At 69.9% G+C, this 15,969-nt stretch carries 11 protein-coding genes; 5 read left to right on the top strand and 6 right to left on the bottom strand.

Annotated features, from left to right (window positions below; genetic code table 11):
* Positions 1–120 precede the first annotated feature (120 nt).
* A complete protein-coding gene (locus ACFU53_RS39950) occupies positions 121–648 on the bottom strand; it encodes a hypothetical protein (protein ID WP_384004272.1) in 528 nt (175 codons plus the stop codon).
* Positions 630–2,348 (bottom strand): PHP domain-containing protein, encoded by a 1,719-nt coding sequence (locus tag ACFU53_RS39945; protein WP_384004270.1) that lies wholly within the window; start codon positions 2,346–2,348, stop codon positions 630–632. The genes ACFU53_RS39950 and ACFU53_RS39945 overlap by 19 nt, the downstream gene beginning before the upstream one ends.
* Positions 2,349–2,619: 271 nt before the next feature.
* Between ACFU53_RS39945 and ACFU53_RS39940 the strand changes: the two genes are divergently transcribed.
* From ACFU53_RS39940 to ACFU53_RS39930, 3 genes are all read left to right on the top strand, one after another.
* On the top strand, positions 2,620–3,939 hold the full coding sequence (locus tag ACFU53_RS39940) for a jacalin-like lectin (protein WP_384004276.1): 1,320 nt from the start codon (positions 2,620–2,622) through the stop codon (positions 3,937–3,939).
* A gap of 174 nt (positions 3,940–4,113) precedes the next feature.
* The gene (locus ACFU53_RS39935; protein ID WP_384004268.1) at positions 4,114–4,698 is read left to right on the top strand and encodes a TetR/AcrR family transcriptional regulator; all 585 of its coding nucleotides are present in this window, start codon (positions 4,114–4,116) and stop codon (positions 4,696–4,698) included.
* A 101-nt stretch (positions 4,699–4,799) separates the two neighbouring features.
* Complete coding sequence (locus tag ACFU53_RS39930) at positions 4,800–6,215, top strand: hypothetical protein (RefSeq protein ID WP_384004266.1); 1,416 nt, start codon at positions 4,800–4,802, stop codon at positions 6,213–6,215.
* On the opposite strand, the gene ACFU53_RS39925 is transcribed toward ACFU53_RS39930, so the two are convergent.
* Together ACFU53_RS39925 and ACFU53_RS39920 are read right to left on the bottom strand one after the other, a co-directional pair.
* Positions 6,160–7,968 (bottom strand): DUF2264 domain-containing protein, encoded by a 1,809-nt coding sequence (locus tag ACFU53_RS39925; protein WP_384004265.1) that lies wholly within the window; start codon positions 7,966–7,968, stop codon positions 6,160–6,162. The two genes, ACFU53_RS39930 and ACFU53_RS39925, sit on opposite strands and share 56 nt — an antisense overlap.
* A 78-nt stretch (positions 7,969–8,046) precedes the next feature.
* Complete coding sequence (locus tag ACFU53_RS39920; RefSeq protein WP_384004263.1) at positions 8,047–9,093, bottom strand: rhamnogalacturonan acetylesterase; 1,047 nt, start codon at positions 9,091–9,093, stop codon at positions 8,047–8,049.
* A 192-nt stretch (positions 9,094–9,285) separates the two neighbouring features.
* On the opposite strand from ACFU53_RS39920, the gene ACFU53_RS39915 reads away from it, so the two are divergent.
* A complete protein-coding gene (locus tag ACFU53_RS39915; RefSeq protein WP_384004261.1) occupies positions 9,286–10,980 on the top strand; it encodes a rhamnogalacturonan lyase B N-terminal domain-containing protein in 1,695 nt (564 codons plus the stop codon).
* Positions 10,981–11,056: 76 nt separating this feature from the next.
* Here ACFU53_RS39915 and ACFU53_RS39910 read toward each other — a convergent pair whose 3' ends face one another.
* Both ACFU53_RS39910 and ACFU53_RS39905 read right to left on the bottom strand, forming a co-directional pair.
* On the bottom strand, positions 11,057–12,469 hold the full coding sequence (locus tag ACFU53_RS39910) for an RICIN domain-containing protein (protein ID WP_384004259.1): 1,413 nt from the start codon (positions 12,467–12,469) through the stop codon (positions 11,057–11,059).
* 11 nt (positions 12,470–12,480) lie between these two features.
* Positions 12,481–13,563, bottom strand: a complete 1,083-nt coding sequence (locus ACFU53_RS39905; RefSeq protein WP_384004257.1) for a family 43 glycosylhydrolase — start codon at positions 13,561–13,563, stop codon at positions 12,481–12,483.
* Between the two features lie 298 nt (positions 13,564–13,861).
* Here ACFU53_RS39905 and ACFU53_RS39900 point away from each other — a divergent pair, with 298 nt between their 5' ends.
* Positions 13,862–15,922: an autotransporter gene (locus ACFU53_RS39900; RefSeq protein ID WP_384004274.1), complete on the top strand. Its 2,061-nt coding sequence runs from the start codon at positions 13,862–13,864 to the stop codon at positions 15,920–15,922.
* Positions 15,923–15,969 lie beyond the last annotated feature (47 nt).

The raw sequence follows: 15,969 nt of genomic DNA, 5'->3' as shown, positions 1-15,969 counted from the left end.
CCCGGCGCCGACGGAGGGGGAGGCAGCGCTTCCGTGCTCACCCTCACCCCTGACACCCCTTCGCGAGGAGTCGCCGTGCCGAAGCGCACCCCACGACCGCCGTCCTGACGGGGCGCGGTTTCAGTGGTCAGCGCAGCACGGTGTCGGTTCCGGGACCTCGAAGGGGACGAGGGTGCCGCCGACGGCGGGCATGGCGGTGAGGACCAGTTCACCGTCGTGCCAGTGCGGCCGCACGTGATCCTGCGTCACCAGCGGGGTGTCCGGCGACGGTTGGCCGGGCGAGCCCAGTACGTTCACGCGGGCGATCGCGGAGCGGTCGAGCACGTCCGCGATCGTCAGCGTGCCGGTCAGGGCCGCGACGCCGGGATAGATCACGGCGCGGCCCATGGCGTCCGGGGTGCCGGGCGCCACCTCGTGGTCACGGGCGGTCAGCCGCTCCTGGACGGTGCTCAGGAGCGGCTCGGACGGCACGGCGAGGGACAGGAAGACCCGTGGCCGGTCCCCTCGCACCAGGTGCGTGCACCCGAACGTGCCCTCGGGGAGGGCGAGTTCGGCGGCCAGCGTGTGGAGCAGGTGATCGGCGGCGCGCAGGTCCCTGACCTCCGCGTCCACGGTGAGGGCGTACGGCGTCACGAGGGCAGGACCCACACCGGGTTGGTGTAGAACCACAGGTCGCGCCACGGGTCGGCGTCACCGACGACGTCGATGGCGGGGCCCGCCGGGTCGACCGCCGCGCCCCTCGCGCCGACGGCCGAGCGGTTGCCGTCGCTGCCGCGCAGCCGGACGTAGAGCGGGCGGTCGACCTTGCCGAGTTCGTAGGTCAGCCGGACCGTGCCGGTGGACTTGTTCACCTCGTACGACTTCACGACCTTCGCCGTCGGCGCGGTGAAGGTGTCCCTGTCGGCGGGTGTGCCCGTCACATCGCCCTGAATGACGTCCACACGCGCCAACTTCGGGATGAATCCCGCCCAGTTGGCGCCGCCGGCCAGGGCCACGTCGACGGTCAGGGTGACCTTGGTGCCCTTCTTGACGTGCAGGGCGCCGCCCAGCGTGGCCCAGCGGCTGCCGCCGGAGACGCGGACGTCGAGGCCGCTGAGGAGCCCGCCGTGGTCGACCCAGATACGGCCGGCGCGGATGCCGTCCATGACGGCGGCGTAGGAGAAGCCGTCGGCGCCCACGTGCGTGCGGCTGTACTGGCCGGGCCAGTAGTCACCTTGGGTGACGTCGATCTTGCCGCCGTAGACCGGGTCCGGGTACCGGCCGTCGGTGTTGAAGTCGCCGCCGGGGCCCCGCACGGCCGTGTCCGCGTACACCTGGTGGGAGTCCGAGTTGGCGGTGATCCACCAGGGCTTGCCCTCGGCGAGGAGGCTGTCCCACAGGCCGCCGACGGTGGCGGTCATCCAGTCGAAGCCGCCCCAGGTGCGGTAGCTCTCCAGGGGGTAGCCGGCGAAGGAGTTGGCGCTGGGGTTGTTGTCGTAGATACCGCGGGCCCGGGCCATGCCGAGAGGTGCGGGGAGGCCGGCCGCCTGGTGGCCGGGGGCGCCCTCGAAGCCGACGGCTATCTGGCGGCCCGTGCCGGTCGCGTCGCGCCAGCCGCGGATCTCGTGCGGGGAGTCGACGCCGCGCCGCGCCGGGTGGTTGGCGAGCATCAGGGCGTCCTTGACCTTGCGCCGCCGGACCTGGTCGCCGAGGAAGGCGAGACCCGCGACCGCGAGAGCCTCGTTGGCGGGCGTGGAGTCGGAGGCGCTCTTCACGCTGCCGTCGTAGTCGGTCTCGAACTGCTTGAGGACGGAGACCTCGTTCCTGCCCGGGTGGACGAAGACGGTGCCGTGCTCGGCCCCCGGGATGTTCCACTCCAGGCCCTGGAAGACGAGCGTGTCCTCGTACGCGGCGCGGGCCGCCTTGATGTCCGGGTTGACCTTCTCGACACCGATCTTCGCGTGGGTCACGCTGCCGTGGTCGGTGATGACCAGCCAGTCCATGCCGTGCTTGGCGCCCTGCCGGACCTGGTCGACGACGCGGTACTTGCCGTCGCTGCTGTACTGGGTGTGGATGTGGTGGTCGCCGGCCAGCCACAGGAAACCGCCGCTCCGCCGGCCGCCCGGGGCCGCGTACGCCGGGGCGGCCGCCGCCGCCTGGCCCAGGACGCTCGCGGCGGTCAGGCCCGCGCCCAGCAGGCCCGCACGGCGCAGCAGGGAGCGGCGCGACTGCTGCTCGGGGGTCAGCGCCTCATCGGGCACGGTGGCATCGAAGGCGGCGGGGAGCTCGGCCGCCACCTGCTCGTGGTCATGCCCGTGATCGTGGTCGTGTCCGTGGTGGTGATGACCGTGCGCGTGCCCGTGTGCCATGAAACGCCTCCCGGATGCCGCTGCCTTCCGCGGCTGCCTTCGCGACGTGACCACGCCGCCTGTGGAGGATCGAGGCGACACATGAACGTCGAACGATCAAGGGATGGCCACCGGGTGCCATGGATACGGCAGATCGCCACGTCCCTCACTGTTTCCCCAACTGACCTTGCACGTCACACTGATTGCCATCGAACCTGAGCACCGCTCACCTTCCCCCCGCCCCCCGGAGAGCCCCATGAGTCGCATGAGTCGCATGAGCCCGACGAGCCCCATGAGAAGACTGCTCGGCACCCTCGCCGCCGGTGCGCTGGCCGTCACCGGCCTCGCCACCACCGGCGCGACGCCCGCGGCTGCCGCCACGAGCGGCACCTTCAACGTGCTGACGTACAACGTCGCCGGCCTCCCGGAGGGGCTCAGTTCCGGTAACCCGGCGACGAACACCCCGCTGCTCGCGCCGCGCCTCGGGGCGTACGACATCGTGAACGTGCAGGAGGACTTCAACTACCACGCGGCGCTGTACGCGGGCGACAACCACCCGTACCGCACGGCGACCAGCGGCGGGGTCCCCTTCGGCGACGGCCTCAACACCCTCTCGGACTACGCGTTCGAGGACTTCGAGCGGGTGAAGTGGAACAACTGCACCGGCACCAACTGCCTCACTCCGAAGGGCTTCTCACTGGCCCGGGTGCGGCTCGACGACGGTGTCTTCGTCGACCTCTACAACGTGCACACGAACGCCGACTCCGACGACGCCGCTCTCGCCGCCCGCCGGGCCAACGTCACGCAGCTCTCCGAGTTCATCAAGGCGAACTCGGCGGGCAACGCGGTGATCGTCATGGGTGACACCAACACCCGTTACACGCGCACCGGCGACAACATCCGCAGCCTGGTCAGCGAGAACAGCCTCGCGGACCCCTGGGTGCAGCTGGTCAAGGGCGGTGTCGCCCCCGCGCTGGGCAGCGACGCGCTGGTCTGCCCGACGACCGCGCCGACCAACGACTGCGAGGTCGTCGACAAGGTCTTCTACCGGGACAGCAACGTGGTCGACCTGACCGCGGGCCGCTACAACAACGAGTGGGCGAAGTTCCTCGACTCGGCGGGCGGTAACCTCTCCGACCACTTCCCGCACACCGTCGACTTCTCCTGGAAACTCAACTCGGGGCTTCGGGCCAGTGACTTCGTCGGCGGCCCGCACGGCACCGCGTACAACGACGCGGACAACCTCCCGTCGACGGTCTCGCCCCGCACCCTGACCCTGCGCGGCGCTTCCCGCCTCGACGCGGTCTCGCTCACGCACGACGGCGGTACGACGCTGACCCACGGCGGTACGGGCGGCACGGCGACCTCCCTCACCCTTGCCTCCGGCGAGCACCTCACCTCCGTGAAGCTGACGCAGGGCCAGAAGGACGGTCGCACCCGGATCTTCTCCGCCGCCTTCGGCACGGACAAGGGCCGCACCCTCACCTCCGGCGCGGCCACCTCCGACGCCAAGACCTTCACGGCCCCCTCCGGCTGGCAGATCGTCGGCTTCACCGGCCGCGCGGGCGACGAGATCGACAAGCTGGGCGTGCTGTACGCGCCGATCGGCTGAGCGCCGCCCGGAGCGACCACTGATTTCCTCGGCCCCACCCCGACCGCCACGGGGTGGGGCCGCCTGTGCAGCCCCACCATGGCAGGGAACTGCCGACGAGATCCGTGTACGGCAGGGGGGCGTCCAGCCCTTAACCTAGAGCCCCTAGGTTCTTGTCCCGTCCAGAGGTGCTCCATGCCCCGAGTCGGCCTCACCCCCGACCGCATCACCGCGGCCGCCGCCGATCTCGCCGACGAGGTCGGCTTCGAGAACGTCTCGCTCTCCGCCCTGGCCCGCCACTTCGGGGTCAAGGACGCGAGCCTGTACTCGCACGTCAGGAACCTGCAGGACCTACGCAGCCGGATGGCACTGCTCGCCGGCGGCGAGATGATCGACCGGATCGCGGCGGCCGTCGCCGGGCGGGCCGGCAAGGACGCGCTCGCCGCCTTCGCCGGCGCCTACCGGGAGTACGCCCTCCAGCATCCCGGCCGGTACGCGGCCACGCAGATCCCCGTCGACCAGGTCCTCGTCACCGACTCCCCCGCCCTGCGCCGCACCGCCGAGATCACGTACGGCATGCTCCGCGCGTACGGCCTCGACGAACCCGCCCTCACGGACGCCGTACGGCTGTTGCGCAGCACGTTCCACGGCTTCTGCGCCCTGGAGGCCGGGGGCGGCTTCGGTGCGCCCCGGGACGTACGGAGGTCGTGGGACAGGTCCGTCGAGGCGCTGCATCTGGCTCTCACCCACTGGCCCCGGGAAGGCCCCGAGGGGGCGTAGTCCCGTCTGGCCTGGTCCCCCACGAGCAGCCGCCCTTGAGGTCTCAAACATTCCTTCGCCCCGACGGCAACCTTCCGCCCCTTCGGGGGCGACCACAGAGCATGACACCTGCAACACCCACCCCCTCCGCCCCGTCCAGACACCGCCGTCGCCACCTCGCGCGCAAGCCCGTCATCGGCTCGCTCGTGGCCGCGTCCGTGCTGGCGGGCGCCTGGTACGCGACCGCCGGGGCGGCGCCCACGACCACCGCCGCGGCCGCGGCCGGTGATCTCACCGTCACCGACACGACCGTGAGCCTGTCGGCGAAGTTCCCCTACCTCTCGGCGGGCTACAACAACAGCCGGGAGTGGACGCGGACGGCGACGGCCGTGGCGCCGAACGGCACGCTGCGGGTCGCCTGGCCCGCATCGGACGGTATCCACGTCACGCCGCTGACCGCGGCCGGAAAGCGTTCCGGTGCCGACACTGTCGTCAACGGGACGAAGGAGGTCGGTGGTCTCGTCGCGCACAACGACGGGTTCGCGCTGCTGACCCGGGTCTCCGACACCAACAAGTGGAAGGAGACGGCCGCCGCGCTGATCCGCTACCAGAACGGCAAGCAGACCTGGCGGACCAAGCTCACCGGCACCTCCTCGAACGACACGGCCCCGCTGCTCGACGGCCAGCTCGCCTGGAACGGCAAGAAGTACGGCGCCTACTTCGTCGTCCACGGCGCGGGCGGCTTCGCCGACGGCCACTTCGGCGACAAGCTGGCGTACGTGGGCCCCAAGGGCAAGAAGCTCAGCGGCGGCTGGGGCTGGGGCTGCTCCCACAACGAGGGCATAGCCCTGCGCGCCGAGACGAGCGGCGACTTCACCTCCCTCTGCTTCGACGACTGGCGGTCGGGCCTGTTCGTCTCCACCGGCATCGCCGCGCCGGACGACGCGCCCGTCGTCCAGCGCGAGCAGTGCTGGGCGGGCTACTGCGGCGGCACCTTCGCGGGCCGCACCGGCGACCTCGTGAAGTCCTCCACCGGCCGCTACGCCACCGCCTTCGCCTCACGCGGCGCCGCCTCCGCCAAGAAGAACCCGGACGACTCCAGCGGCCGGGGCTGGACCGTCAAGCCGAGGACCAGCACCCACCAGGTCGCCGTCGCGTTCCTCAAGAACCGCAACACCCCCTCGGGCAAGCCGGTCTACCTCACCTCCGCCAAGGGCACCGAGCACGTCAACGTGCGCGTCGCCCCGTACGGCAAGAACCGGCTCCTCGTCTCCTGGGAGTCCCTGAAGAACGCCAAGTGCGCGAGCGGCACCTGCACCGGCACCTTCACTGGCACCCACTTCCGCCTCGTCGACTGGAACGGCAAGCTCCAGGGCGCCGACAAGGTCGTCAAGGCCCGGATCTCCGGTGACATCGCGGTCCTGAAGGACGGGACGCTGACCTGGGCGTACGCACCCGTCACCCCGTCCTACACGACCGCCCTCAACGGGGCGTCACCGACCACGAAGACGCTGAAGATCGCCCGTCTGAAGCCGTAGCTCCGCGGTCGAACCGGAACCCCGCCCGCTCGCCGTCGGCCCACGTCACGACCACGTCGTACGCCCCCTCCACCGCCACGGACACCAGCTCCGTGAGCGGCAGGGGGTCCGGGTCGGCGGTGAGGCGGGCGAGGGCCACGAAGAGGGTGGCGTCCGCGTCGCCCGTCTCGCCGGCGAAGCCGGGCTCCTCCATACCCACCAGACCATGAACGGGGAGGAGTTCGGCCCGAACGCCCTCCGCCTGCGCCCAACCCGTGATCCGCACCGGTGTCCCGGGCGCCGCGCCGCTCACCAGATGGGCGCGGACCTCGACGGCGCCCCGGGCCACGACGAGGCTGGTGACCCGCACACCGCCACCGGCGTCGCCCTCACCGCCACCGCCACCGCCGCTGCCATCAGCGCCTCCGCCCACCGAGTGCCGGGACGCTGCCCAGCCCTCCCCCACCCCAAGCGGCTCGATGCCGGCACGGCTCGCGTCGCCGCCGACGATCACGCTGTTGTCGTACGTCTCGGCAGGCTCCGCCAGGGGCACGGGTTCCGTCACCGTCGAATACGCAAGCCGCGTGTAGAACGGGTCGTAGCGGACGTCCTCGCTGCCGTGATTGTGGAGGCGGACCAGGCCGTCCGAACTCGTGGACTGGAGCAGCCAGTTGGGCGGGCCCACCGGGCGCAGCCCGTCCTCCCGCTCCACCGGCCCGGGCTCTTCCGTGGCCGTCCACACCTCGTGGTCCGGCGGCAGGAGCAGGCCGAGGAAGCCCTTGCTCGCCCAATACGGCGAGGCGGGACCTGAATAGCCTTGTAGGACAGCGGAGTTGGGGCCGTGCCAGCCCAACGACAGCAGGCCCCGGTCGTCGACCGCTCCCCGGTCGAGGAAGTACCTGAGCGCGCCCGACGCCAGCCGCCTCGTCTCGCCCGGCGAAAGCGGCGTACGGCCGGTGAGGGCGCCCAGCCACAGCGGGACCGTCGTCGCGAAGCGGTAGGTGAGGGAGCGGCCCTGGTGCAGGGGGGCGCCGTCGCCACCGAACAGGCGGGCGTAGTCGGCGAGATGGGCCGAGAGACGGTCGCCGTAGAGGTCGAGGAGGCGCTCGTCGTTCGCGAGCCAGGCGTGCAGCACCGGGTAGAGGTGCATGGCCCAGCCGTTGTAGTAGTCGAACTTGCGGCCGTCGCCGTCGGTGTACCAGCCGTCGCCGACGTACCACTGCTCGATCCGGTCGAGCCGCCGGTCGATCACCCGGCGGGACAACTCCGGTTCATGACCGATCTCTTCGAGGAAGCCCCCGACCGTCACCGGGAACAACTCCCAGTTGCAGGGCCAGGGTTCGGCGGTGAGCGCGTCGGCGAGCCAGGCCGCCGTCCGTTGCCGCACGCCGTCGTCGAGCCGGTCCCAGAGCAGGTCACGTGTCACGCGCAGCGCGAAGGCGATCGACGCGGCCTCCACGAGGGGCTGACTGCGGTCCTCGATGCGGGGCCAGGCGCCCGACACTCCGGCCGCGAGGCCGTCCGCGTACCGCGCGAGCGCCTTCTCGTCGCGGCGGAAGGCGGCGAGCAGCAGCGTACGGGCGTATCCCTCCAGGCCGTCGGAGAGCCGGCCCGTCCAACTGGTGCGGTCGCCGGGCAGGTGGTACAACGCCCCGTCGGCAGTCGCATACGGCTCGACGGCCGCCAGCAGTGAGTCGGCGGCGGCCTCCCAGTGGGCGCGGGTGTAGCCGGTGTACGGGCTGAGGATGCGGTCCTCGGCGGGCTGGGAGGGCATGTGCACACGCTTCCTGTGTCGTTGCTCTGCGATTCGAACCTGGGGCGCCCCGGTTCCGGTCGGGACGCCCCAGGGGTCTTATCCCACCCTGCTCTTCCCCTCGGGCACCAGACCCTGGGCGACGAGTTCGTCTCGGACCAGGTCGGCGTAGACGGTCGCGCCGTGCACCGAGGTGTGGGTGTTGTCGCGCTTCTCGTTGTAGAGGTAGAGCGCCTTGGAGCCCTCGGTGCCCAGGGACTCGACCAGCGACTTCGTCTTCGCGGTGAGGTCGACCAGTGGGACGTCGTGGGCGGCCGCGACGGAGCGGGTGACCGCCGGGTGGTCGACGCCGAGGCCGTTGACCAGCAGGGCCGTGTTGTTGTTCAGGGTGCCGTCCGCGTTGAACCAGCGGCGGACGATCGGGGTGACCAGGACCGGCTTCCCGCCCTTCTCGCGGACGCCCGCGACCAGGGTTTCCAGGTTGGCCCGGTAGGTGGCCTCGTCGGTCTGCTTGTCGTTGTGGGCCAGCTGGATCAGGACCAGGTCGCCGCGCCGGATCTGCGGCTGGACGGTGGCCCACAGCCGCGAGTCGGCGAGGTAGGACACCGTGCTCTCGCCGGAGTCGGCGTGGTTGGCGACCGAGACGCCCTTGCGGAGGTACTGCGGGAGCTGCTGGCCCCAGCCGGAGTACGGGTCGCCGGGCTGGTCGCAGACCGTGGAGTCGCCGACGAGGAAGATCTTGCGGGCCCACCTGGCCGGGGTCACGCGGATGTCGGCCAGGGCGGGAGCCGAGCCGCCGATGACGAGGTCCAGGCCGGGGGTGCCGTCGGCGCCGGTCGGCTCACCCTCGGGGGTGCGGACATCGACGGTGAAGCTGCGGGAGACGGGTTTCCCGGCCTCCGTGACCGTCTCGGCGAGAAGCGTGCGGCGCGTCTCGCCGGTGACCGTCGTGGTCGCCGCGCTCTCACCGCCGAGGCGGACCGTCACGTCGTACGTGCCGGCCGGGACGTCGAAGTGGCAGGCGTTCTCGGCGCAGTTCTCCGGGCCGAGCGCGGGCCGGCCCCGGTGCGCCTCGGCCGGTACGGCCGTGAGGACGGTGCCCAGGGTCGTCGCCACCGTCAGCGCGGCGATGGTGAAACGTCTCATTGCGGCTCCTCCCGAGGAATGACAAGGCCCGGCGGCTGGACGGTACATCGTTTGGCAAGCGCTTTCTAGATGTCAGCCAGTTTTCACAAGATTGCCAACTTCCCTGTGGCGAAAGCCCTTTCGCGAAAACGATTCAACTGTCACCCTTCCGAATCACCCGCACTCCCCCCACACCCCCCGAGGAGGACCCCCATGTCCGAATCCACCGACAGACCACCGACCGCATCCGGCCTGGGCCGTCGCGGCTTCGTCGTCGGCACCGCCGCCACGGCCGCCGGCGCCGCGCTCGCCGGGCCACTGTCCGGTACCGCCCGCGCCGCGGCCTTCGGCTACACCGACGACGGCACCAACTACGTCATCGACACCGGCGCGAGCCTCGTGTTCAAGGTCAGGAAGAGCAACGGCGACCTGTCCTCGCTCGTCTACCGGGGCACGGAGTACCAGGGCTACGGCGGCATGAACTCGCACATCGAGTCCGGCCTCGGCAACTCGACCGTGACCATCAGGCAGTCCGGCTCGACGATCCTCGTCTCCGTCACCTACGGCACGCTGAGGCACTACTACGCGGCCCGCAGCGGTGAGAACAACATCTACCTGTGGACCAACAAGGCCGACACCTCGGTCTCGGCCACCCGCTACATCGTGCGCGTGAAGGCGGGCCTGTTCCTCAACGACGAGCCCGACTCGTACACCTACGCGCCCACCACCATCGAGGCCTCGGACGTCTTCGCGAAGTCCGACGGCCAGACCCGATCGAAGCACTACTCCAAGCTCCGGGTCATGGACTACAACTACGTCGGCTGGACGACCGGCGGCGTCGGCCTGTGGGTCGTGCGCAGCAACCACGAGAAGGCGTCCGGCGGCCCCTTCTACCGTTCCCTGTTGCGCCACCAGAGCGCGGACGGCGGCGGCCTCTACGAGATCCTGTACTACGGCCAGAACCAGACCGAGGAGCAGCGGTTCGGCCTCCAGGGCCCGTACGTCATCGCCTTCACGGACGGCGGAGCGCCCTCGTCGTCGCTGTTCCCGGGCACGCTGACCACGTCGTGGGCTGACTCGCTCGGCCTGTCCGGGTACGTCGCCGCGAGCGGCCGGGGCCGGGTGGCGGGCGTCGGCATCACCGGGCGGAACACGTCGTACGCGTACACGGTGGGGCTCGCCAACTCGACGGCACAGTACTGGGGTTCGGCTCGGGCGTCGGACGGCTACTTCTCCCTCTCGGGGGTTCTTCCGGGGACGTACACGCTCACGGTCTTCAAGGGCGAGCTGGCGGTGTACACGACCTCGGTGACGGTCACGGCGGGTGGCACGACGACGCTGAACTCGATCGCGATCCCATCCTCGAACGACCCGTCCAACGCGGGCGTGGTCTGGCGGATCAACGACTGGAACGGCACACCGAGCGGTTTCAAGAACGCCGACCTGATGACGTACGCGCATCCGTCGGACATCCGGGCCGCCGCCTGGACCGGCAACGTGGTGATAGGCAGCGGCACCGAGACCTCGGCCTTCCCCTGCTACCTCTGGAAGGATGTGAACAGCGGTCTCCTTGTGTACTTCAGGCTGACCGCCGCGCAGGCCGCCGCCGCTCACACCCTGCGCATCGGTGTGACGACGGCCTACGCCAACGGCCGGCCACAGGTCGTCGTCAACAACACCTGGACCTCCGCGATCCCCTCCCCGCCCACCCAGCCGAACACCCGGTCATTGACGAACGGGTCCTACCGGGGCAACAACCACACGTTCACCTACAGCGTCCCGGCGTCCGCCTGGCTGACGGACACGAGTCAGTACAACGTGCTGAAGATCAACGTGGTGAGCGGGTCGGGGTCGACGTCGTATCTCAGTGCGGGGACGTCGATCGACGCTATCGATCTGCTGGCCTGACGTTTGTTTGGTCTGCCAAACGTTTGCTAGATCTCCCAAACGCTTGACAGGTAGCTCCCAAACGTTTGCCAGGCCATCACGTCCCCCGCGTCCACTGCTGATTCGTCCCGCTGCCGCACGTGTACGTGATGATCGCGGCCGAGTCGGCGGTGGACGCGCCGTTCACGTCCAGGCACTCGCCGGTCGCGCGGGAGACGACCTTGACGTAGCTGCCCGAGGTGGTGAGCGACCACTGCTGGCTGTTGGACGAGGGGTTGCACTTCTCCTGGGTGACCGTGGTGGCGTTCTCCTGGACGCACAGGGAGCTGTGCCGGGTCGCCAGCTGGTAGTAGCCGCTGCCGACGGACCTGAACCAGTACTTCTGATTGTTGCCGCTGTTGCAGGTGTACTGCTTGAGCTGGGCGCCCGCCCACTGCGACTGACTCGTGACGTCGGCGCACTTGGACGAGTGGCGGGCGATCAGCGTGTTGTACGTGGCGCTGGTGCCGCTGACCGTGCCGGTGGCTGTGTCGACGGTGACCTCCGGGGACCAGGACATGGACATCGTGGTGGAGGTCGGGAAGGCCAGCGGCAGCCAGACGTAGCGGGAGTCGTTGACCGTGCCGCCGAAGGAGTTGCCCCAGCGGTCTCCCATGTAGAGGTAGGAGGTGGTCGAGGTGCCCTGCACGGGGAGGACGTACGCGGTCTGCGAGCCGTACGTCGTGGAGTCGCCGACGTTGGCCATGGCCGTCCAGGGGCCCGCGATACTGGTGGCGGTGGCGTACTGCTGCTGGTTGGGGCTCCAGCCGGTGGCGCCCGAGGTCAGCATGAAGTAGACGCCGTTGCGCTTGAACAGGGCGGGCGCCTCGCGGTGGCCGCCGTGCCAGGGGTCGGCGACGAGGGCGGCGATACCGGTGTAGTCGGCGGTGAGCCGGTAGATCTGGAGGTCGTAGTTCTCGCGGGCCGCCGAGATCATGTAGCCGGTGCCGTCGGTGTCCACGAAGACGGTGATGTCACGGGACATGTGGGTGCCGAGCGGGCGGAAGCTGCCCTGCCACGTGTAATCACCGTCGACGGTGTCGGAGACCGCGACGGCCGCGCGGGCCTCGCCGTAGTCGACGCCGTTCTCCTTGTGCATCCACATCACGAACTTGCCGGTGGAAGCGTTGTACATGACCTTCGGCCGCTCGATGTTGGCGGTCGCCAGCTCGGGGTCGGTGGCCTGGGTCAGGACGTTGTTGCGGAACTCCCAGTTCTTCAGGTCCGTCGAGCGGTACGCCGACACGTACTTGAAGGTGTTGTCGGAGTTCCGGTGCTCGCCGAACCAGTAGTAGTACGAGCCGACCTTGATGACCCCGCCACCGTGGGCGTGCAGGGCGTTGCCACCGCTGTCGGTGAACTGGGTGCCGTTGGTGACGGTCTGCGCCGCCGCCTGTGCGGGGCCGGCGGTGACGAGGGCGCCTGCCAGCGCCAGACAGAGCGCTAGGAGCATCGCGTACGCACGTCTCATGTCAGCTCTCCTTACTGGGAGTTGGGGGTGGGTGTGTCGGCTACGGGGACGCCGAAGTCGGGGGTGCCGTCGGGCTTCCAGCCGAGGCGCTGGATGCGGGTGTGGCGGTTGGGGTCGTTGAGCGGGTCGCCGACGATGTCCTTGTACTGGCGGGCGTGGTAGACGAGGACGTCGGTGCATCCGTCCTCGGCGACGGTGAAGCTGTTGTGGCCCGGCCCGTACTGCTTGGTGGTGTCGTTGCTGGTGAACACCGGTGTCGGGGACTTCGACCAGTTGGCGGGGTCCATGAGGTCGGCGTCCGCGTCGATGGTCAGCAGACCCATGCAGTAGTTGAAGTCGGTCGCGCTCGCCGAGTAGGTCATGAAGAGCCGGCCGTTGCGCTTGATGACCGACGGGCCCTCGTTGACCTTGAAGCCGATGACCTCCCAGTCCAACTCCGGGGTGGTCAGCCGCACCTGAGGTCCCGTCAGGGTCAGCGGGCCGGCCATCCTGGACAGCCAGACCGCGGTGTTGTTGTTCATCCCGGGCTCGTGCTGCGCCCACGCGAGGTAGCGGGAACCCCGGTGGGTGAAGGTGGTGGCGTCCAGGGAGAAGGTCTCCCAGGCCGTCTTCAACTGGCCGCGCTCGACCCACGTGCCCTTGAACGGGTCGCGGTGGGAGTTCTCCAGGACCCAGATGCGGATCGCCCAGATGTCCTCGGCGGGCGCGGAGGCGAAGTAGATGTACCACTTGCCGTCGATGCGGTGGATCTCCGGCGCCCAGATGTGCGCGCCCATCACGCCCGTCTCGTGCTTGCGCCAGATCACGGACTCCGCGGCTGTCGACAGTCCGCGCAGGGTGCGGGATCTGCGCAGGATGATCCGGTCGTACTCGGGCGAGGTCGCCGTGAAGTAGTAGAAGCCGTCGGTGTGCCGGTTGATGTGCGGGTCGGCGCGGTTGCGGACCAGCGGATTGACGTACGCCGCCCTGGAGCCGGCGGCCTGGGCGGCCTGGGCGACAGTGGCAGGCATCGCGGTGAGGGCGCCAGCGGCCAGGGCGCCCTTCAGGAGCAGTCGGCGGTTCGGGGGTTCGGGGAAGGTGTGGTCGCGGCCCATGCGGCTTCCTCTCGGAGGGGGAAACAAAAGGAAACAGAAATGTTCGACATATCGCACAAGATCTTTCATTCCGAACGGCGAAAAGGTAAGGGCGTGTTACGCGGAGGTCAACGGGTCGGGCGAGACCAACACAAGCTCACAGGTGCCGACTGAGCGGAAGAGCGGAGCCATGGAGTCCAAACCCGTCGGCGCGCACGAATTTCTGTTATCGGTGAGCCCCTGAGCCGTCTCCGACGATGTGCGCACCCATATCCACAAGACAGCGGCGGCCGCCGGAGCCCTGGCGGTCACCGCCCTGATGCTCGGCGCCCCGACCGCGACCGCCGCCGGCCCCCGCGATGTGACCGCCGACGTACTGGCCGGGCGGAACGTCACGCTCACCGGCGACACGGTGGTGACCGTGCCGTCGGGGACGACCACGTACGACGGCGTGTTCAGCGGGACCGGCACGCTCACCGTGCGCGGCAGCGGGACGCTGGTCCTCACCAAGGACAGTGACTTCACCCTGCCGAAGTCCCGGCAGCGGCAGAGCGTGAAGACACTCGGCGGGAACCACCCGTACGTCACCGTCACCAACCCGGACCCGCCGGCCGTGACCGTCGAGAGGGGCGTGACCCTCCAGTACGGCGACAGCGGTTCGACCGGCGCGATCGGCCACTACCCGTACGGCACCCCGGCGTTCCGGCTCAACCAGAACAACATCCGGGTCGACGGCACCCTGCGGCTCGCCCTGAAGAACGTCCAGTACAACCTGGGCACGATCAGCGGCTCCGGCCTGGTCAGCCAGCCGAGGTTCCTGTGGGCCACCTGGGACCTGTCGGGCACCCACCCCTTCACCGGCGTGATCGACAACGGCACGCAGGTGAACGCCGGACGCCCGGAGTTCGCGACCTCGCTGCCGAGTGTGCGCAAGGTCCTGAACCAGGGCACCTGGACGGTGGACACCCCGCTGGGCCAGACCGTCACCCAGGGCATGGACTTCTACCAGCGCGAGTACGGCAGCGACATCAACGTCCAGTCGCGGCCCGGCAGCAAGGTGATCCTCACCGGCCAGTACAGCTGGTCGAACCAGGGCGGAGACACGAACCCCTCGCTCAGCGACCCCGCCCTGAACTGGACGCCCGCGCGCAAGAACGTCAACAAGCGCGGCACCAACATCAAGGGCGCCAACGTCCAGTGGGGCGACGGCACCACCAGCAGGATCTTCATGCCGGGCACCGCCGAGACCGTCTACATCAACCTGCTGGCGGCGCGCTCCCGTTCGCTGCTCACGTTCAACTACAACGGGCCGGTGACGCTGGGCGCCCCCATCGGCGGCGGTAAGTACCACGACACACTGGCCGCGCCCGGCGCCGGGGACATCGTCATCAAGGGAACGAAGGGCAACGACGTCACCTTCGCCGCCGTGCAGTACTACAACGGCTCCACGACGGTCGAGAAGGGTGCCGTGCTGCGGCTGGGCAGCGGCAGGTCCGGCGGGGACGGAGGCCTTTACACCAAGGGCGACCTCCACAAGGTGGTCAACAACGGTTCGCTGATCATCCGGAACACCTCGAAGCCCGTGACGCTGCCGCGAGTCGGCGGCAGCGGCTCCCTCACCCAGTCGGGCGCGGCCACCACGACCCTGACGGGCGGCGCGGTGACGTACACCGGGGCGACGACCGTCACCAAGGGCACGCTGGCGCTCCGCTCGGGGGCGACTCTCACTCACAGCCGGACCATTCGGCTCACCACCACCGGGGCGAAGCTCGACGTGGGCACGGCCGGGCTGAAGGTGACCAGGTCGCTGTCCGGCAAGGGCACGGTGAAGGGTTCGGTGACCAACGCGGGCGTCGTCGTGGCCGGCCTCACGGTGACGGGCGGCTACACCCAGGCCGCGAAAGGCGAACTGGTCCTGCGCGAGCGGCCGTTGAAGGTGAACGGGACGGTCGGGCTGGCCGGCGAGCTGGACTTCGCGGCCCTGGCCGCCGTCGGCGGGCCCGGCGAGAAGATCACCGTGATCGACCACCGGGGCAAGGGCAGGAACACCGGTACGTTCACCGGGCTCCGCGAGGGCGCCAAGGTGAAGCTCGCCGACAACACGTACCGGATCACCTACAAGGGCGGCGACGGCAACGACGTCGTCCTGACCACGGCGAAGGCGAGCCCGTCGCCGACCGTGAAGGCCGCCGCCGGCGCCGGCTCCGGCTCCGGCGTCCAGGACACCCGTACGCAGAACGCGAGCGCGTCCGCCGACAACAGCCTCGGCTGGTGGCTGTACGCGCTCGTCCTCGGCGGGCTCTCCGGGCTGCTGGTACCGGTGACCAGGCGTCGCAGGAAAAACCGCCGTGGAGGCGGCAGGCACGCGGCCACGGGCTGAGACCGGCGTCTCGGGACGCATAGGGGCGGGCGGTCGCTGTACGGGGG

Origin of the sequence: Streptomyces sp. NPDC057474, from assembly GCF_042802555.1 — a bacterium.
GTDB lineage: Bacteria > Actinomycetota > Actinomycetes > Streptomycetales > Streptomycetaceae > Streptomyces.
This window is presented reverse-complemented; position numbering and strand designations above follow the sequence as displayed.